A 19576-nucleotide genomic window follows, 5' to 3' on the forward strand; every position below is an offset into this window, starting at 1 on the left:
ATTACAGATCATTCCCACGCAGAGCGTGGGAAACGATCAGTGGGGCCGTCAGCCCAGCAGTTCGCGCAGGCGATACCAGAACATACCGAGCGCCAACAGCGGCGAACGCAGCATGGGTCCGCCGGGGAACGTCATGTGCGGCACGGCGCTGAACACGTCAAAGCCCTGACTGTGTCCGGCATGGATCGCTTCGCCCAACAGCTTTGCGCACCAGTGGGTCACGTTCAGGCCATGACCGGAGTAACCCTGGGCGTAAAACACGTTCGGATGCTGTTTCAAGCGCCCGACCTGTGGGAAGCGATTGGCCGTGATGCCGATCATGCCGCCCCATTGATAGTCGATGCGCACGTTGGCCAATTGCGGGAAGACCTTGAGCATGTGCGGGCGCATGTAAGCTTCGATATCCGCCGGATCTCGCCCGGAATAATGACAGGCCCCACCGAACAGCAAGCGTCGGTCCGCCGAGAGCCGGTAGTAATCCAGGCCGACTTTCTGGTCGCAGAGCGCCAGATTCTGCGGGATCAATTGCGCTGCAACGTCGGGCGTCAACGGCTCGGTGGCGATAATGTAGCTGCCCGCCGGAAGGACCTTGCCGCTCAATTTCGGTTCGAGTTCGTCCAGGTGGGCATTGCACGCCAGCACCAGGCTGGCGGCGCGCACCGTGCCGCCGGCACAGCGAACCTGCACGGTGCTGCCATGGATCAACTCCAGCACTGGGCTTTGCTCGAAGATCCGCACCCCGAGAGATTCGGCGAGCCGCGCTTCGCCGAGCACCAGGTTGAGCGGATGCAAATGACCGGAACCCATGTCGACCAGACCACCGGCATACACATTGGAGTTCACCACCTGCTGACGGATCTGCTCCGGCCCGACGAGTCGGGTTTCGTGGGCGTAACCCGATTCGGCAAGGCTTAGCTGCTCAGCCTTGAATGCCGCGAATTGCGCTTTGGTATTGGCCAGTTCACAGAACCCCCAGCGCAAGTCGCAATCAATCCCGTGTTCACGGATGCGGTTCCCTACCAGCTCCACCGATTCCGTGCCCGCACGCTCTAAATAGCGCACGCCGTCCTCACCGATATAGCGAGCGAAACCACTGACGTCATGCCCGATGCCGCGGATCAGCTGCCCGCCGTTACGCCCGCTGGCGCCCCAGCCGATCCGTCGGCCCTCCAGCAGAATGACCGAGAGCCCGCGCTGAGCCAGTTCGATCGCGGTGTTCACGCCGGTAAAGCCGCCGCCGATGACACAGACATCAGCGTCAAGATCCGCGGCCAGCGTGGGGTAGGGCGCCATGCCATTGGCTGACGCCGCGTAATAGGAGCGAGCATGTTCGTTGCTGTACTGATTCATTTGTTGGACTTCACTTTGCTCCAGGAACGGGTCATCAAACGCATGATCGCCTGGGGCGGGGTGGTCGAAATGTAGAGTTTGTCGAGGACTTCCTGCGGTGGGTATACCTCAGGATTGTTGACCAACTCCGGGTCCATGTACTGCTTGGACGCCGGATTCGGGTTGGCGTAACCCACCGCAGCGCTGACCTTGGCTATCACTTGCGGGTCGAGCAGGTAATTGATGAAGGCGTGGGCTTCTTTCTGGTTACCGGCGTCTGCGGGAATCGCCAGCAAGTCGAACCACAAGTTACTGCCTTCCTTGGGAATCGCGTAGGCGATGTTCACGCCGTTCTTGGCTTCCTTGGCCCGGTTCGCGGCCTGAAACACGTCCCCCGAGTAACCGAAGGCCACGCAGATATCACCGTTGGCCAGGTCCGAGACGTATTTCGAGGAATGGAAGTAGGTGATGTAAGGCCGGATGCTCAGCAACTTGGCCTCAGCTTTTTTGAAGTCTTCAGGGTTTTCGCTGCGCGGGTCCATGCCCATGTAATTGAGAATGGCCGGGAACACTTCATCGGCCGAGTCCATCATCGACACGCCGCACTGGCTGAGTTTCTTGATGTTTTCCGGTTCGAACAGCACGGCCCAGGAGTCGATGCGATCGATGCCCAGCACTTGCTTGACCTTGTCGACGTTGTAGCCAATGCCGTTGGTGCCCCACAGGTACGGGACCGAGTGCTCGTTACCTGGATCGTTTTTCTCCAGCAGCGCGAGCAGTTTCGGGTCGAGGTTTTCAACGTTGGGAAGCTGCGAACGATCAAGCTTCAGGAACGCGCCGGCCTTCACCTGGCGAGCGAGGAAGTGGTTGGACGGCACCACCACGTCATACCCCGTGCGGCCGGCGAGCAATTTTCCCTCCAGGGTTTCGTTGGAATCGAATACGTCGTAGATCACCTTGATCCCGGTTTTCGCCTGGAAGTCGACGAGGGTGGTCTCGCCGATGTAATCGGTCCAGTTGTAGACGCTGACCGTTGGCTGAGCCTGCGCGACGGCGCTGAACACCAACGCCAGCGCGAGCGGAACCACGGATTTGAGTAGACGCATATCGACACCTCTTAGATTTATTGGATTTTTCAGGCGTTTCTTAGGTGTTCTGGCGGCCGTCTTCGCGAGCAGGCTCGCTCCCACAGGGGAATGCATTCCAGAGTGGGAGCGAGCCTGCTCGCGAAGAGGCCATCACAGACAGCGCAGTTCTCAGACACTCAGCAACAGGAACTCACGCTCCCACGAGCTGATCACGCGCTTGAAGTTCTCGTGTTCGGCGCGCTTGACCGCCACGTAACCGCGGACGAATTTACTGCCCAGGTAACGCCCGACGGTTTCGCACTCTTCCATCTGCGTCAGGGCGTCTTCGATGGTGATCGGCAAGCGCAGGTTGCGCCGTTCATAGGCGCGACCTTGCACCGCAGCGCTCGGCTCGATGCGCTCGACCATGCCCAGGTAGCCGCACAACAGACTCGCTGCGATGGCCAGGTAAGGGTTGGCGTCGGCCCCCGGCAAACGGTTTTCCACGCGCATCGCATCGGGTGTGGAGGTCGGCACACGCAGACCCACGGTGCGGTTTTCTTCGCCCCATTCGACGTTCACCGGTGCCGAGGTGTCCGGCAGGAAGCGGCGGAACGAATTGACGTTGGGCGCGAACATCGGCAGCACTTTGGGAATGTACTTTTGCAGGCCACCGATGTGATGCAGGAACAGTTCGCTCATCTGCCCATCGGCATCGGCAAAGATCGGCTGGCCGGTGGCGATGTCCACGACACTCTGGTGGATATGCATGGCGCTGCCAGGCTCATCACCAATCGGTTTGGCCATGAAGGTTGCGGTGACGTTGTGCTTGAGGGCCGCCTCGCGCAGGGTTCGCTTGAACACGGTGATCTGGTCGGCCAGGTCCAGTGCGTCGCCATGACGGAAGTTGATTTCCATCTGCGCCGGGCCGTCTTCGTGGATCAAGGTGTCGAGGTCCAGACCCTGAAGTTCGCACCAGTCGTAAACGTCTTCAAACAGCGGATCGAATTCGTTGGCGGCGTCGATGGAAAACGACTGGCGACCACTTTCCGCACGGCCCGAACGACCCAGCGGCGCCTTGAGTGGCAAGTCCGGATCTTCGCAGCGCTGGGTCAGGTAGAACTCCATCTCCGGCGCGACAATCGGCCTCCAGCCTTTGTCGGTGTACAGCTGCAGGACTTTCTTCAGGACGTTGCGGGGCGACAGCTCGATCGGGTTGCCGAACTTGTCGAAGGTGTCGTGAATCACGATGGCGGTGGGCTCGATGGCCCATGGAATCACGTAAACCGCGTCGGAAACGGGCTTGCAAACCATGTCGATGTCGGCGGGGTCGAGCAGGTCGTAGTAGATGTCGTCGTCGACAAAGTCCCCGGTTACCGTTTGCAAAAGCACACTTTCCGGCAGGCGCATGCCTCGCTCATGCAGGAACTTGTTGGTGGGTGCAATTTTGCCGCGTGCAATGCCGGTCAAGTCGCTGACCACACACTCGACTTCGGTAATCTTGTGATCTTTCAGCCACGTGAGCAGCTGATCGAAAGGGACATTCATAAAGACCTCGTTATTGGTTTTATTAACGCCGGGGAGGCTGGTTTCATCCACCACACACTTCCCCTGTGGCGCGTTGACGACTATCTTGGGCGAGCCTTGACGTTCCATCTATCCACTTTCAGCAGCACAAAGCGCACCAAAAGAGTGCGCAAGGTCACCCATGACAACGTGCAATCCCTTACAAGTCCAAGCGTTCAACACCGCCGATGTGGCCGAGCAAATCCGCGCCACACCGGGTTGGGTGCAGCATTACCAGCAAATGTCGCCGGGGCATTTCGCCGGGAGGGTTCGCTATTTGGACCTGCAAGGCGTGGAGATTTACGAGGAACACATGAACACGCGGGTCGAACAGAATTTCAGCGCCCCGAAAGGCTCACTGGCGTTCTGTTTCGATCGCAGCGACAACGCGCTGTACGTGTTGAATGGTGAAAGCCGCAATATCTGGATCACCCCGGAGAACTACCAGGAAATCGCCGTGGTGTTCGGTCCGGAGTTCGTTCAGCGTCACGGTTTGAATGTCGCCAGGCTCGAAGGCCTGTTCATGGCACCGCTGAATTCGGGACAGAACGCGCTGTTCAGTCGCTGGCTCAGCGGCACGTTGACCCGACTGGCGCAGACGCTCGATCCGCCGAGCAAGGAGGCGTTGACCCAGCAGTTGCTGGAAGACTGCCTGTACATCCTCGACAACGCGTATGTGTGCCTTGATCGCGGAGGTTTACAGCGCCGCGCCGAAGAGCGCTCGGTGATAAAACGCATCGGTGAATGGGCCGCTGATGTCCCGGAAGAAACCCTGAATCTGCTGGAGCTTTCGCAGGTCGCCGGGGTTTCACTGCGGCAGTTGCAGCATGCGTTCAAGGCTTATACCGGGATGACCCCGACCCTTTGGCTGCGCTTGCGTCGACTCAACGGCGCACGCCGAGAATTGCTCAGCCGCACAGCCATGGACACCACGGTGGCAGATGTCGCGATGCGTTGGTCGTTCTGGCATTTAGGAAGATTTTCCAGCAGTTATCGGGCGTTATTCAAGGAATTGCCCAGTGAAACGCTGAAAAGCAGCCGTTAAATTTTCAAGCGATTGGTCATGGCGCAGGAACAGGCTTGGCCAATTCGATGCCGGCCGCACTCAATCGCTTCAGGATCTCAAAGAGCAGATCGCTCTTGGTCGTACTGACAATCCTTGGGCTGCTGACATAGCCGGTGATGGTTAATGTGATGCCGTCAGGGCTCAGATTGCTGAATCGAACAACGGGGGCGGGTTTGTCGAGGATGGTTTCATGTTCGCAAAAGGCGGTGTACAGCAGGGTTTTGACTTGTTCGGGGTCGATATCCAGCGGGAACACCAGTTCGAGTGTCGCCACCCCTTGGGCGCTACCGCCCAAGGTCACATTGCGCAGGTTCTGGGAAATCAGCTGGGAGTTGGGCACGATCACGATCGAGCGATCACTGAGCTGTATCTCGGTGGCCCTGACATTGATTCGCCGGATATCACCTTCGACCCCGCTGATGCTGATCAGGTCGCCGACCTTGACCGGACGCTCGGTGAGCAGGATTAACCCGGAGACGAAGTTCTTGACGATCTCCTGCAAGCCGAAGCCGATCCCCACCGACAACGCACTGACGATCCAGGCCAGATTCGTCCATTTGACGCCCAATGAAGACAACGCAAGCAGAATGACCATTGCGTACCCGATGTTACTGAACAGGGTACTTAGCGATGCCCCCATGCCGGGATCCATGTCGGTTTTCGGCAGGAACTCGTTATCCAGCCATCTGCGCAGCGATCGAATCAGGTAAATACCGATCAACAATGCCAAGACTGCATTCAGCAGATTTCCCGGGATGATATTCAACTTGCGCAAGCCATCGCCGCCGAGGATCGCTGAAACCCTGTCTGTCAGCTGTCCAAAGGTCGCTCCAATCCCCCCCACAAACGTAGTAATCACGGCAATTAACAGTAATGCCACCCTGCCAATACCCGTCACAACAACCTCGATTTGTTCAAGCCGCACGTCGCCGATACCCAGCAGCTGTTTGATCGCCTTGCCGCTTGGGTGCTTTGGCGAAAACAGGTAATCACATAGGTCCCTGAACAGTTGCGCCAGCAAATAGAAGCTGGCAATAACGATATAGAGCCAGACAATTTCGTAAGTGATGAAGCGGGCCAGGGAGATGTAACCGACCAGCAGGCCAATAATCGAGATCAAAACGGCGATGCTGACGCCGCTATAAATCAGCCCCGCCAGCGTAGTCCCTGATTCAGGGGATTCCCCGGCAATGACCATCGCGCGCCGGGTTTTACTGACGCGTAGCAATAACGCTCCAATAATCAAGATAACGACTAATGACACGATGCCCCGGCTGAAGAGAACCACCTGCGAACTCATACCCGTCGCATTGGTAACTTGTACCAGCGAGATGAGTATCAGCATTGATCCGGCCAGCAGCGCCGGAAAAGGGCTGATCGAAAGCGCCACTTCATCGGCTATGCCGGGCAACCGCCATGAGGGATTGCGTTTAGACAGCAGGGCCCGACTCAGGCCAATGATCAGGGCGCAGGCGTAAGCGACTTTCTCGACATCGTCGAAGTAACCTTGCAGTGGCTGAGGCAATGGTTGAAGGCGGGTAGCCGCAATGGAGATGAGCTGTATTGCGCAACCTGCGCTCAACATCGTGGCAATTACCGTCGCTATCGCCAATGAACTTCTGCGCAGGCGACCTTCCGGTACTCGATGGATGCAGATCCATGTCAAACCACGCTCAGCCAGTCTTCGCCCTGGCGTCCAGAAGGCCAGGGCCAGCAATAACAACGTGACGGTCACGGCACGCCGGCCGGGTTGCCAGACGGACTGAATGACACTGTTGGACTGGTCGATCAAAAACGTCAGACGGTTTTGATCCTCCTGCAGTGGAGAAAACAGCGGTAACCAGAACCGGGGGTTGAGGAGGCTGGCGGTACGCTGGGCCAGTTCGGTTTCCAGTTGGGTGCGCCGAATGCTGGCAATCTGAGTGATGAGGTTAGTCGCGCCCTCCTTGATGGCCTGCAATATTTTGAGATCGTCATCCACCTTGTCTTTTTGTGCGGTGAGATAGGATCTCTGCTTCACGATATCAGCCTTTTCCATAGCAAGGCTGTCAGGGGATGCAGTCCCAAGCACACTGAGTTGCCCTTGCAATTGCGCCTGCTCGGGAAGTAACGCGGTCGCCAGTTTGTCCGCATCACTGAAGAGCAACTGAACATTGTCCTGAAAACCTACCAACTGGGTGTAGTTACTGGTCAGTGACACCTGCTGTTTAAGGTTATCCAGCCTGAATTGCAGTGCTTCCAGATCGCTCTTTGACACGGTAGTGGTTGAACTGGCCTCGGCGCTGCTTGAAGGCATTGCCATTTCGTCTGCCGACAGCACGCCGATGTTCGGCCCCAACAGCGCAAACACAATGCAGATGAGTAACTTCAATGCAGGGCGCATAGGCATGCTCCGGCGGCTTTAGCCATTCAGGTTAGGCCATGGCTTGCACCGCCGCGAAAAATTGTTATTCGACGGCATAGTCCCGGTGGAATGTGGGGCGAGGAGGGGTGATCTACAATCTTCGGTGTTGAGCTCGGTTCAGAATCACGGTGTGTGGAGTAGCAAGGACTCCTTAGGAGGTCATTATGAGAACGTTGTCGTCAATTAGCCTGTGCATCGCACTGTCGGTTTCCTGGACCCAGGGATGGGCCGAAACGGTGGTGCCGATCAAAGGGCAGAGTTCGCAACAAACCCAAACAGACATCACCGATTGCCACAACATCGCGGCCAGTCAGAGCGCCTCGACTGCACCGCCTCCGGCCGGTGGACGGCTGAAGGGAGCCGCTGTCGGCGCTGCCGCAGGGGCTGCGGGGGCGCAAGTGCGCGGCCGTCAGCATGACGAGTTTTATGACCGCGTCGATGATGACGTGAAGCAGGACTATCGCCAGAACCAGGCAAAAGGGACCGCGGCAGCGGGCGCAGTGGTCGGTGGTTCACGCCAGCGTCAGGAGCGCCGGGCACAGCAGAAAACCACTGCCGCGACCAGTTCAACGGCCTATACAAGCTGCCTGCAAGGGAAGGGGTATCAGGTTAATCCTTGAGCGTCATTTGGCTGCCGTTGATCGAGCAGATGAACCATCAGGCAGGCATACAGCGTCACGAGGATGAACAGCCCCATACGCACGGCGAAGGCCGTGTAAACGTCCTTGCCTGCTGCGCTGTCCTGTACCGACTGACCCAACAGGATAATCAGTGTGATCAGGGTGTTGAGCCAAAACCCCGGGGTAAACCGGGTCGGGCTCAGGGCATACAGCTTGCGCGCCAGCGCCAGGCCGAACAGCAGCATCCACAGAAAGAACATCCACAGATGCACAAACAGGCTGAGGGCGCTCCAGAACAGGATCGCCAACAGGCCTGCGAGCAAGGTTGAGCCGAGCAGTTCGCGACCGGCGATACGGGCGTTTGTCGTGGAGCTTTGCTGACCCAGGCCGACGGCCTTCAGGATGATGGGCAGATAACCGGCCGGGTCGATCAGCGCCAGCAGAAATGCCGGTAACACGATCAGGGTTGCACGCAGCGCAATCCGACTGACTTCTTCTGCCGGCAGGGGTGGGGCAGGCGGCGGTGAAGGGGCATTGGGTGGATCCGGGAATAATCCATGACTGAACGCCACGACGACAACGGCGAGCAGCAAACCCTTGACCAGTGCGCCGATAACCATCGCCGCCAGATCGAATTCGGCGATACCGGCCGAGGAAATCATGGTCAGGCCAATCACCAGGAAGGTCATGATCAAGGTGTTGCCGCCGCGCAGGCCAAAGCGGAAGGCCAGGAACAGACCGACGCTGATCAATAGCACGCCGCTAATGGGGTAATAACGCAGGACCGGGATCAATAGCAGGCCGATGCCGGTGGTCAACATGGCGGCCAGTGCGAGCACCAGCCCGGCCTTGAACGGCAACGGGCGATTGACCGAGGCCAGCAACAGCAGGCAAAGCACCGGCGCCATAAAAGGAATCGGCAAGCCCAGGCCGAAACTGGCGGTGAGGCTCAACGCCGTGCCGGTGGCCAGGCGCAGTGCGCGTTGATCCCGCGGCGTGCGCCGAGTAGACATACCCTTAATAGGCATAGCTCAACCAGCTCATGAACCCCACAAACACGCGGCCGAGTGGGTTCAGCGGATTGCCCTCGGTAGGGAAGGCCATGACTTCGGCCTGCCCACCGGCGCGTATGGCGCCGCTGTCACGCAGGGTGTTTCTCGAATCCTCGGAAAACTCGATAATCACCGGAAAACGCTGGGCCGGACGCAACCAATCGCGACTGTTCTGCACACTGGGCAAGGTGCCAGGCGCGGGTGTCTGGCCCACGCTGACGCCGTAGCCGACGCTGCGCACGCGCCCCTCGAAAACCTCGCCCGGCAACGCATCCAGGACGATCGAGACTGGAGTATCGAGCTTGACCAGGCCAAGGTTGTTTTCGGTCATGTCTGCGGTGATCCACACATCATGGATGGTGATCAACGTCATGACCGGGCTGCCTGCAGCGGCGAACTGCCCGGCGTCGGTGCGCAGATCGGTAATCAGCCCCGCCGAACGTGCGCGTACCTGCGTGTTGGACAAGTCCAGTTCGGCTTTTGACAGCGCCGTGGCGGCACTCCGTAGTTGGGCGTTGTCATCCTCGCTGCCACCTTCCTGCTCGCGTGCACGCTGGACTTCGGCGCGGGCAGCCGCCACCTGACTCACAGCCTGTTCGCGATTGGCGCGAGACACTTCGAGCAGGCGAACGGAGATGGTTCCGGGGTCTTCGCGATACAAACCTTCCAGACGCTGATTGTCCTGCGTCGCCTTGAGCTCGTTGGCCTGGGCGGCGCGTAAATTGGCTTGCGCCGAAGCGATTCCGGCGGTGCTTGCACCGATCTGTCTGCGTGTCGATTCAAGGTCTGCCCGCGCACGTTCGACGGCAATCTGATACGGCTGCGGGTCCACCTCGAAGAGGACATCACCCGCCTTGACGTCCTGGTTGTTGCGCACATTGACACGGGTGACTCGCCCAGCCACTTCCGAGGCCACGGGTATGACAAAGGCGCCCACCCGAGCCTGCTGGGAATAGGGGGTGAAACGATCGGCCAACAGGTACCAGGTCAGACTCAGGAGGATAAGTAGCAACACCCACTTGATGCCTTTTTTCGCCGGGTCGGCAGCCGGTGCTGGCGCCTGGGTGACCGGTGTCTCGGGCGTGGGCTTGGCGGCTTCACTCATTGGTCTTTTACCTTGTAAGACATTGGAATGGCAGGCTGTGCGGGGGCGGGCTCTTTCAGCAGATCGCCCCAGTCGGTGCGTTTTTCCATCTGCTGGCGGGTAACGTGATCGACTTTCGGCAGGGCGCTGTACCAGCCACCACCCAAGGCTTTATATAGAGCAATCACATTACTCACCGCGTTGCTGCGGGCGACCAGGTAGTTGTCCTGTTGTTCGAGCAGAGCGCGCTGTGCGTCCAGTACCCGCTGGAAATCCGAATAGCCTTCCCGGTACTGCGCGCTGGCCAACACCAGCGAGCGTTTGGCGGCCACTTCGGCCTCTTGCAGGAGGCGTTCTCGTTCGAGTGATTTGATCAGGCCGTTCGCGGCATCGTCAGCCTCGCGTGCAGCCTGTCGAACATTGTCGCGGTAGGCCTCGATCAGTTGCTGCAAACGTGCATCCTGCACGCGCACGTTGTTGCTGATCTGGCCATGATCGAACACATTCCAACGCAAGCTGGGTCCGCCGATCAAATCCAGAGTCCTGGAAGTACCGTTGAGTGTGTCGGCCGACCAGACGATGCTGCCCAGCAACGTCAGCGATGGATAGAAATCGCTTTCGGCCACGCCGATCAGCGCCGACTGAGCCGCGACATTCAGCTCGGCGGCGCGCACGTCGGGCCGACGTAGCAGCAGACTGGCCGGCACGTCTTGCAGCACGGCGCGGTCCACCAGGGGGATCAGCCCTTCATTTTCGCGCAACTGCGGCAGTCCGCCGGGAGGCTGGCCGATCAACACGGCCAAGGCATTGCGGGTGCGCTGGATCTGATCTTCAAGGTTGGGGATGGTGCTCAGCGTGCCCAGGTATTGGGTCTTGGCTTGTTGCAGGTCGAGCTCGGCTTGCTGACCGCTGTTGAACAGCTTCTCGGTGATCTCGAAGTTGCGTTTTTGCTGCTTGGCGTTTTCCCGGGCGACGCGCAAGCGTGCCTCGCTGGTACGCAGGGAAAAGTAGGTATCGGCCACTTGCGCCCGCAGCAGTACAAGCACGTCTTCATAGTTGGCCTGGGCGGCGAAGTAACTGGCATCGGACGACTCGATGGCGCGACTGAAGCGTCCCCAGAAATCCAGTTCCCAACCGACGTCAAACCCTGCGCTGTACTGCCAGAAATGGCTGTCCTGCGGGGCGATCCCACCGGATTGCTTACGGTTGAAGTACAGACTGTCGGCGCTGGCCTGTTGCAGTTGCGGGTAAAGCCCGCTTTGGGCAATACCGAGTTGGGCGCGCGCTTCCATCACGCGCAGGCCGGCAATCTTGAGGCTGGAGTTATGAGCATCCGACTCGGCTATCAAGCGGTCGAGGACCGGATCGGCGAAGACGAGCCACCACTGACGCAGATCCGGGTTCTGCCCGCGTTGGCTGGATTGCTCAAGGGCAGGGGTGTTCCAGTGCTTGACCCATTCTTCGCCGGGCGACTGGAAGTCCGGGCCCAGCCGTACGCAGCCACCGAGGGCCATGACGCCAAGTATCAGGAGGTGGCCGGATGTACGTGAATACATTACACATTTTCCAGTTCAAGAAGATCACTGGGAGCATAGACGTCAGAATGGGCAACCGGGTGCTAAGCTTTTTTGGCGCCATCCCATCACCTGCGACCTGTTAAAAGGTAGGACAATCATGCATTCGACTCAGGCAAATGTTGAACCTCATTCAACCGGTTGGCGTTTCAAGCTGGGCATAATCATTATTTGCGTGATGCTTGGATCATGGCTGCTGGTGCCTGTCGCAGCGGCGGTGGGAGTACCGGGCTCAAGAATTGCGGCGCTGACAGGCGTCTTGTTTATCAGCAACAAGGTCCTGTTGATCCTCGTGATCGGTATCATGGGCAAGTCCGGATTCCAGCAGTTGAAACGCAGTATGTTCGGTTACGTGTCTTCGCTTACGCCCTCAGCAGACGTCGAACCAGGGCCGGTACGTCATAGAATCGGCATCGTCATGTTCTGCTTGCCGTTGATCTCTTCATTCCTTGAACCCTACGTTGACACCTTTTGGCCTGGGCTCAGACCCAACCTCTGGCAGACTCAATTGCTGGGGGACATCATGCTGATCGGCAGCTTTTTCGTGCTGGGGGGAAACTTCTGGGAGAAGGTGCGCGCCTTGTTTATTCGCACCGCTCGGGTCACAAACACAAGTGCGGTGTGATTAATGGCAGCGCGCTGCCTCAAATGTTGAGACTGTCGATATGCAACACCGCACCGGTCACGCTGGCGCCGGCGCCGCTGGCCAGTAACAACAAAGGGCCGTCGAGTTCTTGCAAGCCTGCGTCCTTGTTTCCACCGGCGGCGATCACGTTGACGCCTCAGTGACTGGGCCATGGCCCGACTCCGCATCATGGTCTTGTGGGGTCTAGTCACCGTGGGGACCGCCTTCGTCACTACGCCGAACCAGTTGATTGTTGCCCGCTTCCTGCTCGGAATAGCCGAGGCCGGTTTTTTCCCTGGCGTCATCCTGTATCTGACCTATTGGTTTGCGCCCAACCAGCGTGCCCGTATCACAGCGGTCTTCCTGATGGCGGGGATGATCGCCGGGATTGTGAGCGGGCCACCTTGGCCGTTTTGTTATCTTTACCAACGACGTAAAACCACCGCTTGCCTGTCGTATCCCGCCGCAAATATCCCATTGCTGGCCGCCAGTTGTCACGGCCGAGCAGGTCAGACACACGGACGTACATAGCTGACAGTCATCGGATATTGCAAAGGAAAATCCAAGAAGGAGGGCGCCGATACGTGCTTACTTATAACTCAACTAAATAGATGTTTAGATTAGTTATACTTAAATTGAATAATAACGGGGCAGGGTATTGCAAAATCATCACTTTGATTACGTCGCTGTAGCTGGACGCGCTTCCTGCACAGTCGAAATAGCCATGACTGTTGCTGCTGATAAGGGATGGTTTTTTGGCTGGTCGACATCTTTAGAGGACTTGATACCGTTGATCGAGCGTATTGCAAGTCTTCCTGATGATGGAATTGATCAATGTATGGTCGATTGCTCAGGGTTGCTGTCGGAGATTCTTAGCGTTGAATCCCCATTGGGCATGATGCGTGATATCAAAGGTCAATCTAAGGTCCGTTCTACAACGGCAGGCCATCTGCTCAAGCAAAGGTTTGAATTTGATCAAGAATCGTTGGATCTTCTTCATCCGTTTTTCACGCTTCATGAATCCGACTTTCTAAAAAGCTCTGCCGCCCGAAGCCAATCATCCAGATCAAACGTCGCTGCATTTACCGCACAGAATCGTCACCAGGTGATGCATGGCGAGGGAACTGAAGTGAATAGCTTGAAAGCGTTATCGCTACTGGTTTTTGTCGGTCTGCACCTGCAGTCGATTTGTTCAGACCAAGACATCCTGAGGTGACAGCCTGGCTTCAAATCTGACCACCAGAGCCTCCCAGACCTGCATAGGGCGGTACGCATAATGTATATTATGTTAAACCGTGTGTCTGGATGGAACTTCTCACATTGTGTTAGCCCTCGGTATTCATTAGAAATGAAAGCGATGTCATTAGAACTGAGGCAGTCGCGAAATGACGAGCTTTCTCCTCGACAAACCATTAACTAATTGATTTATATAAATTTTGCAAAAAATGTAGTGCTGATCTCACCATCGATTTCTACGTAATCATGAGACTGCCATGTATCCTAGATTTTGCCTGTAAGCCTTTGTTTACGTGGGGTTCAGCAGATTTCATCATTTTTGTTGCTAGCTTAGAGTTTATCAATTAATCGTGAGACAGCTTCGCTTAACCCTGATTGCGGATTCGAGATAAAAACAAATAAATACAATGAGTTATCTGTTCTTAACGAAATCGTGAGACATAGCCTGTCGTGTTTTTTGTGAAGATTTGACGAGATAAATCTAGGCTCCGACCGCTCTGATTGCGTAGGAAGATTTTTGCGCAATCCCAGCGCTGGATTGCCGAAGATCAAGCCTGACTTAGCCTAGTAGCTCTACCCTATAATGCTTTTTTGAAAAAACTGGGCTGAGAACTGCTCTGCACTAGACCTCATGTAGTGCTGCGGATCTTACTTTCCGGACACAAAATCGTGAGATTTCACCAGTGGATTTAAACCATCTGACTACCCGCCGCCCAGAAATTCCAGTCATTAGCGTAGATGTGACGTTTTTACGAGATTTTACCGTGACTACAGCATGTAACGAAATCACGAGACTAAAAGGATGCATTCACAGGTGCCTCCTTTCTTAAGAGGTATTCGAATGGATGTCTGTAAAGTAAACGGGAGGTTAGTGCGGGCATTTAACGAAATATTGAGATAAGTTCAGGTATTCGGTGCGGCGAGGATCTAGAGTTGCTCGATAGTAACGAGCGCGATACCATCGGGCTTTCTTAAATCCCAGTTTCATGAGAAGTGAGGCCGGTTATGCAAAATAGGCTTATTACTTCCGATTACTGCTATAACTGGAAGTTTCTCAATAGCACTAACTAACGTCTATGGTAGTCACGAATGTCTCGCTCGCCGAAGCCCTTGTTTGACACGTACGAGTCCTTCCTTGATCAGGACTTCAGTTATAGTGAGGCCCTCACCCCGTGTGTTAAAGCCTACCTTGCCACATTTCCCGCAGCGCTAGAGGCTCCGCGCGGCTACCTAGCCGTGCGCTCGTTCCTGCGGGCCTTTTCCGACAATGCTCAGACCTTCAGCTCGTATCGCATCAATATTGAGCGGTTTTTGAATTTTTGTCGTAATCCACCTCGAGACTGGATTGGCCCTGTGACGCGTAGTCGTTTCTTGAAAAATAATAATCCGCTGACTGGGCTCGGAGATCCTGTTATCCATAATCCTAACTGGCGCCCATTCAACATTAAATCCTCGAAGCCACGGATTGGTTCTGACCATCAAGAGCAAGGAATAAGCGAGAGCCTATATAGCGCAGCTAACGGCACGATAAATCAAGTTTTCTCGATTTGCAGTCGCTTCTTTGAATTTATGGTTGAGGATGGTTATTCAGCGGCAAATCCTTTCCGAATGATCAAAAAGTCTGGCCGTTATAGCGATGATATTCAAGATGAAGGCGTTACGCGTGCATTGACGCCGCTACAATGGAACTACGTGCTTGAAACGGCTGAAAAGCTGGCTATTTCCGAACCTGCTAGGCATGAGCGAACACTGTTTATACTTTCAACATTGTTTTCCATGTATCTACGCGTGTCTGATGTTGTCGGGCGACAAAACTGGAAGCCGTCTATGGGTGACTTCCGCCAGGATCCTGAGGGCAACTGGTGGTATCACACCGTTGGCAAAGGGAACAAGGTCGGAAAGGTTGCCGTCAGGGATGAATATATCAATCTATATTTGAAGCGATATCGTCGATTCTTGGGTCTGCCCGAACTTCCTGAGATCGGCGAAACCACACCTTTGATCAAGACCCTTAGAGGACGTTCTGGTCTGTCAGATCGACAGGTACGCGCCCTCCTCCAAGTTGTCTTCGACAAAGCTTTTGAAAGTATGCGAATCGAGGGTCGTGCGGTTCACGAGATGGAAAGCTTGAAGGTCGCTTCTTTGCACTGGCTGCGTCATACCTCTGCGACCTTCGACGCGCCCTTGCGGAACGCCAAAGTCCTGCAGGTCGATCTGCGGCATAGCAATCTCAGCACTACCCAAAACACGTATTACCATTCACACGACCAGGAACGTGCCCACTCGATCAAGCGCCTAGGCTTACGCGATCGTGGTTAGGCGAGCTCATGCCCGTGGAGATCGAAGGCTGGCAACTCCCGCTCTTCAATGACGGTGTCACCTTCGACTACTGCGAGTACTGCAGGTCGCCTGATGGCCGAGTCGGACACTTGAACTCCGGCAACGCGACGGAGCTGATACTGTCGACCTATTGAATGCATAGGAGCGTGTAGAGCGCGCGCTCGTACTGATAGCCGTAGCCCGCTGCACTGGGGCTCGCGTCAGGGTCTTTCATCCGTTCCGTCTCGTAGTCTATGCGCTTAATGTACCGAGACTTTTGCCTCGATCCTTGTCCATGGCGTTACGCGAGCGCGGAATGTAACGCTAATAATATCATTTGGCCATAAATCAAGTACATCGGCTGTCTGGGATGCCAGCAAGCTAGTTCTTCGAACTGCGCTTCGTCTACCGACAAACCGGGACGCCCCTACCCTAGCTTGCCTAGGCTCAACAAGTAGACCTACTCGCTGACCAACCAGAAGGCCTTGGCCACTCCTCCCTGCCGGGCGTAAGCCCCGAGTCGATGTTGAAATCGTCACGTGTTCCCGGTATTTCTAAACGACAATTGTCAGCAGGGAGCGCACCATGCAGCCAAGATTCAGGGTGATAGAGACGACCAGATTGGACGATGGCAGCAAGCGATACAGGGTTGTTGATCTCGTCGAAGGAGGTTCAGCTAGTAAGCATGGCGTCTTCAAGTCTAGAGCCGAGGCAGACGCTATTTGCTCGACGTTGAATGGGGAGCTTGCGAAGGAGGCAGCCGTCGTATCTTGATACTGGCAATACACTCATAGCCTGAGCGGTTGCATCGGTCATCAGGATCTGCCGAGGATTCGATGAACGTAAATTGGGAAGGTGACTGCGGTAGCGTCTCCTCTTCAGCCTGGTATCCCCATACATAAAACCTGATCTCACTGGAATGCCATTTTCAAGCGGTCATTTCTGCCCAGTAATCGGCCCCTTAAAAAGCGTGGCCATTAGCGTGGCTGCTTCAGTTCTTGGCCACAAGCAGCGCGCGCAGCACCTTAGCAATATCAGGGATATAATGCCCTCAAGCCCTAACTCCGTTGGCTGGTGGTAATTATGTCCCGCTCACTTTTCACTCCCGCTGAACTTGAAGAGATTCACACTCAAATCGCCCAATTGAGGGCTGATACCATGCGTATCAGTGCCCAAGCCAGCAATACTGTCTGCGAACCTCTTTTCGTGCCGCATGTGCATTTCTTGCAAACGATAACAGTGGCGTTCTGCTTAGTAGCCACGGTGGGGACGATCACCGCCGTCGTGATCAAATACCTTCTCTAGCCTTGAGCAGTGCACGAGTGCAATCCAGCTCTGACTTCGTTCCAGCGAAGTCTGGATGTTCCCCCTGCATACCTCTGGCAGCCCCTTGAACCGCCACTCACTCCATGACTGGTGCTTAGCTCCTAAGTAGGAGTAACAAATTGCTGACTCGTCCCGACAAAGACGCACTTCGTGCGATGCTGGAATCTCAAGTTCAAGAAAAGCTACAGCACGACCCTGATGCGGTAACGACTTACGCAGCCAAGTCTGTACCAGAGCGAAAACCGTACACCAACAAACCTACGGTTCAGGACAAAGCATTTCACAAAGAGCTCGAGCAGATGCGTGCAGATGCTGAAGCTGGAGTGATACATACGCCTAAGCGTGAACCGGAGGACGTTGGGGCTCCTAGCCTTAGGCTTGATGATTATCCGGATCTGTAAACCTGCCACCGAGAATCTAAAAGCGGGAACGGCTTGCCGACTTAAAGCAATGGAGACCACACGTGAGAAAGCCCCCGATGAAAATCATCATTGAAGAGTGGGATGGTGACGGTGCGATTCGAATTCCCGATGAAGCGCTGCAGGAATTGGAGCTGGATGTCGGCGACTCTGTGTATCTGATAGAAGAATTTGTCGGCAACACGCGCTGCCTTGTCCTATCAAAAAAGCCTCAAATCACAGATCGGATAGACGAGCTCACTGAAGCCTGGAATAGCGAACAGCGCGGCAGCCTCGAAGACAAATGAGGAAGCCATAAAACTCTTCGCTGAACCAGTACATCAGGCTGAACTTCAGAGTCCTCCGCCAAGCTGGAAACGCATACCTGGACACATCACCTGAAGCCGCGAGATCGAGCCGGGCTTAAGCCCGAAGGAGCGACCTCTCCATGTAAGCGTCTGCTAATCACACCTTGCGACCTTGGGCTTTTAGCTGGCACTACTCCTTGGATAAAAATCGTTCGGTGATCATCGCCACCGCCTGCGCCGGAGACGTCAGGGCTGTGTCTATATTAAACGGAGCGTTTTCCCACGCCTCATATTCATGATCCAGTACAGATTGCCAGGTTGGTGGAGTCAGCCCAGGAATATCAATCTTTCTGGTTTCTACCCGGCGCTGGTGTTCATGTCTATCAGAGCAGATCACTTGGATGTTCACTAATGGAGCACCAGAGCGTGTGGCGATATCGCTCCACGCCTTTCGGCTTTCAATTACTGGGTTAACACAGTCAACTATGACCGTGCTGCCAAAACGAAGATTGCTCAGAGCAAGCTCATTGGCGACCATATAACCGCTCCGTCCTACATCTTGTGCAAGAGCACCGGAGTCTCGAATAGCCTGCTCAATCGTATCGATACGCAGATACACGGCACTTGTTCTGGTGGCAAGGTCACTTGCGATAGTCGTTTTTCCGGTACCTGGAAGGCCGCTGAAGACAATGAGCATTCTATGTCCTTAGGTTAAAGTTTAGGTGGCTGCCAGTTATCTCAAAGATGTGCTGATGCGGCTGCCGACACAGCGAGCGAGTGAGATCGGGCAACTGCTGCCGCATGCGTGGGTGGCGGCAGAAACCACGTAAGCCCCATGCTTTGGGATTTACAAGGATGGCGCAATTAACGGAGTAGTCATAACGATGATTTTGGTTGTTGAAGGTATCAGCGCCAGCGGGAAAACCACTTGGTGCGCTAAGCATGGAGGGCAACATGTCATTCCTGAAAACGGCCGTTTTGAAAACGAGCCGGATCGGATAAAGGATCCAGTCGGAGCAGCAACTTTTTGGGCAGAGCGAAACGTCGATCGCTGGCAAAAAGCGTTGGCCATGGAAGACATTTCTTCGTGGGCTTTGTGTGACAGTGACCCTCTCAAGCTCCACTACATTTGGAGCCTTTGGCAGATCGGCGAGGCGAGCGAACACGACTGGCGAATAGAGTTGGACGCCACAAGAGAAACGATCGCACAAGGACGTATTGGCTTTGCTGACTGTTACATTGTTGGCCGCATAGATCCTCAGCTCGCGCGAGAACGAGCCAAAGCAGACACCACCCGCCGACGGAGTAGATTCGAGCTACACGTGCGCCTCCAACAAGCTCTGCTGACCTGGTACTCAGCTATGGATGAAGTGCTACCCGGCAGAGTGCGATTCGGGTTTCCTTCAAAAATGCCCACCGTGGAAAACCTTGATGGGAGATATTCGGTGACGGCCTTTGATCAAATGATCGCATCGCTCCCCAGAAAATAATCAGCCCTCCTGCCGACAGGGATTTGAGAGGCTGATGCAGAGAACGTAAATTGACGTGAAAGCAATGTACAGGCGTATTAGCCAGCCGCTTACACGGATGGGGGCGCCGACG

17 protein-coding genes and 1 pseudogene are annotated in these 19576 nt (G+C 55.7%); 10 read left to right on the top strand and 8 right to left on the bottom strand.

Going from position 1 to position 19576, the window contains the following annotated elements:
- Positions 1 to 48: 48 nt before the first annotated feature.
- The 3 genes from ACYZTX_RS15995 to ACYZTX_RS16005 form a co-directional block, all read right to left on the bottom strand.
- Entirely contained in the window at positions 49 to 1350 is a 1302-nt protein-coding gene (locus ACYZTX_RS15995) for an NAD(P)/FAD-dependent oxidoreductase (RefSeq protein ID WP_462034879.1), read from the bottom strand.
- Complete coding sequence (locus ACYZTX_RS16000) at positions 1347 to 2435, bottom strand: polyamine ABC transporter substrate-binding protein (protein WP_462034880.1); 1089 nt, start codon at positions 2433 to 2435, stop codon at positions 1347 to 1349. Before ACYZTX_RS16000 ends, ACYZTX_RS15995 begins: the two co-directional genes overlap by 4 nt.
- Before the next feature lie 150 nt (positions 2436 to 2585).
- A complete protein-coding gene (locus ACYZTX_RS16005; protein WP_415767545.1) occupies positions 2586 to 3944 on the bottom strand; it encodes a glutamine synthetase family protein in 1359 nt (452 codons plus the stop codon).
- Positions 3945 to 4104: 160 nt separating this feature from the next.
- On the opposite strand from ACYZTX_RS16005, the gene ACYZTX_RS16010 reads away from it, so the two are divergent.
- Complete coding sequence (locus ACYZTX_RS16010; protein WP_462034881.1) at positions 4105 to 5007, top strand: helix-turn-helix domain-containing protein; 903 nt, start codon at positions 4105 to 4107, stop codon at positions 5005 to 5007.
- Between the two features lie 16 nt (positions 5008 to 5023).
- On the opposite strand, the gene ACYZTX_RS16015 is transcribed toward ACYZTX_RS16010, so the two are convergent.
- Complete coding sequence (locus ACYZTX_RS16015; protein WP_462034882.1) at positions 5024 to 7411, bottom strand: DUF3772 domain-containing protein; 2388 nt, start codon at positions 7409 to 7411, stop codon at positions 5024 to 5026.
- Positions 7412 to 7596: 185 nt separating this feature from the next.
- Between ACYZTX_RS16015 and ACYZTX_RS16020 the strand changes: the two genes are divergently transcribed.
- Positions 7597 to 8052, top strand: a complete 456-nt coding sequence (locus ACYZTX_RS16020; RefSeq protein ID WP_462034883.1) for a hypothetical protein — start codon at positions 7597 to 7599, stop codon at positions 8050 to 8052.
- On the opposite strand, the gene ACYZTX_RS16025 is transcribed toward ACYZTX_RS16020, so the two are convergent.
- The 3 genes from ACYZTX_RS16025 to ACYZTX_RS16035 are packed head-to-tail and all read right to left on the bottom strand — an operon-like array spanning position 8037 to position 11744.
- On the bottom strand, positions 8037 to 9065 hold the full coding sequence (locus ACYZTX_RS16025) for a DUF2955 domain-containing protein (RefSeq protein ID WP_462037055.1): 1029 nt from the start codon (positions 9063 to 9065) through the stop codon (positions 8037 to 8039). The genes ACYZTX_RS16020 and ACYZTX_RS16025 overlap by 16 nt on opposite strands.
- Before the next feature lie 4 nt (positions 9066 to 9069).
- Positions 9070 to 10209 carry an HlyD family secretion protein gene (locus ACYZTX_RS16030; RefSeq protein ID WP_462034613.1) on the bottom strand — a complete coding sequence of 380 codons (1140 nt, stop codon included), beginning with the start codon at positions 10207 to 10209 and terminating at the stop codon, positions 9070 to 9072.
- On the bottom strand, positions 10206 to 11744 hold the full coding sequence (locus ACYZTX_RS16035) for an efflux transporter outer membrane subunit (RefSeq protein WP_462034884.1): 1539 nt from the start codon (positions 11742 to 11744) through the stop codon (positions 10206 to 10208). Before ACYZTX_RS16035 ends, ACYZTX_RS16030 begins: the two co-directional genes overlap by 4 nt.
- A gap of 118 nt (positions 11745 to 11862) precedes the next feature.
- On the opposite strand from ACYZTX_RS16035, the gene ACYZTX_RS16040 reads away from it, so the two are divergent.
- The 7 genes and pseudogenes from ACYZTX_RS16040 to ACYZTX_RS16070 all read left to right on the top strand — a co-directional run bounded on the left by ACYZTX_RS16040 (position 11863) and on the right by ACYZTX_RS16070 (position 17974).
- Positions 11863 to 12387, top strand: a complete 525-nt coding sequence (locus tag ACYZTX_RS16040) for a transporter suffix domain-containing protein (protein WP_462034885.1) — start codon at positions 11863 to 11865, stop codon at positions 12385 to 12387.
- A gap of 183 nt (positions 12388 to 12570) precedes the next feature.
- Positions 12571 to 12789, top strand: a pseudogene (locus ACYZTX_RS16045) (MFS transporter); the annotation flags it as partial.
- A gap of 322 nt (positions 12790 to 13111) precedes the next feature.
- Entirely contained in the window at positions 13112 to 13603 is a 492-nt protein-coding gene (locus ACYZTX_RS16050; RefSeq protein WP_462034886.1) for a hypothetical protein, read from the top strand.
- A 1109-nt stretch (positions 13604 to 14712) separates the two neighbouring features.
- A complete protein-coding gene (locus tag ACYZTX_RS16055) occupies positions 14713 to 15942 on the top strand; it encodes a tyrosine-type recombinase/integrase (protein ID WP_462034887.1) in 1230 nt (409 codons plus the stop codon).
- Positions 15943 to 15950: 8 nt separating this feature from the next.
- Positions 15951 to 16097 (top strand): DUF7693 family protein, encoded by a 147-nt coding sequence (locus ACYZTX_RS16060; protein WP_462034888.1) that lies wholly within the window; start codon positions 15951 to 15953, stop codon positions 16095 to 16097.
- Between the two features lie 1290 nt (positions 16098 to 17387).
- Positions 17388 to 17669 carry a hypothetical protein gene (locus ACYZTX_RS16065; RefSeq protein WP_462034889.1) on the top strand — a complete coding sequence of 94 codons (282 nt, stop codon included), beginning with the start codon at positions 17388 to 17390 and terminating at the stop codon, positions 17667 to 17669.
- Between the two features lie 62 nt (positions 17670 to 17731).
- Positions 17732 to 17974, top strand: a complete 243-nt coding sequence (locus ACYZTX_RS16070; protein ID WP_462034890.1) for an AbrB/MazE/SpoVT family DNA-binding domain-containing protein — start codon at positions 17732 to 17734, stop codon at positions 17972 to 17974.
- Positions 17975 to 18164: 190 nt separating this feature from the next.
- On the opposite strand, the gene ACYZTX_RS16075 is transcribed toward ACYZTX_RS16070, so the two are convergent.
- Positions 18165 to 18671 carry an AAA family ATPase gene (locus tag ACYZTX_RS16075; RefSeq protein WP_462034891.1) on the bottom strand — a complete coding sequence of 169 codons (507 nt, stop codon included), beginning with the start codon at positions 18669 to 18671 and terminating at the stop codon, positions 18165 to 18167.
- Between the two features lie 187 nt (positions 18672 to 18858).
- On the opposite strand from ACYZTX_RS16075, the gene ACYZTX_RS16080 reads away from it, so the two are divergent.
- On the top strand, positions 18859 to 19464 hold the full coding sequence (locus tag ACYZTX_RS16080; protein ID WP_462034892.1) for a hypothetical protein: 606 nt from the start codon (positions 18859 to 18861) through the stop codon (positions 19462 to 19464).
- Positions 19465 to 19576 lie beyond the last annotated feature (112 nt).

The organism is Pseudomonas sp. MDT1-17, from assembly GCF_054898105.1.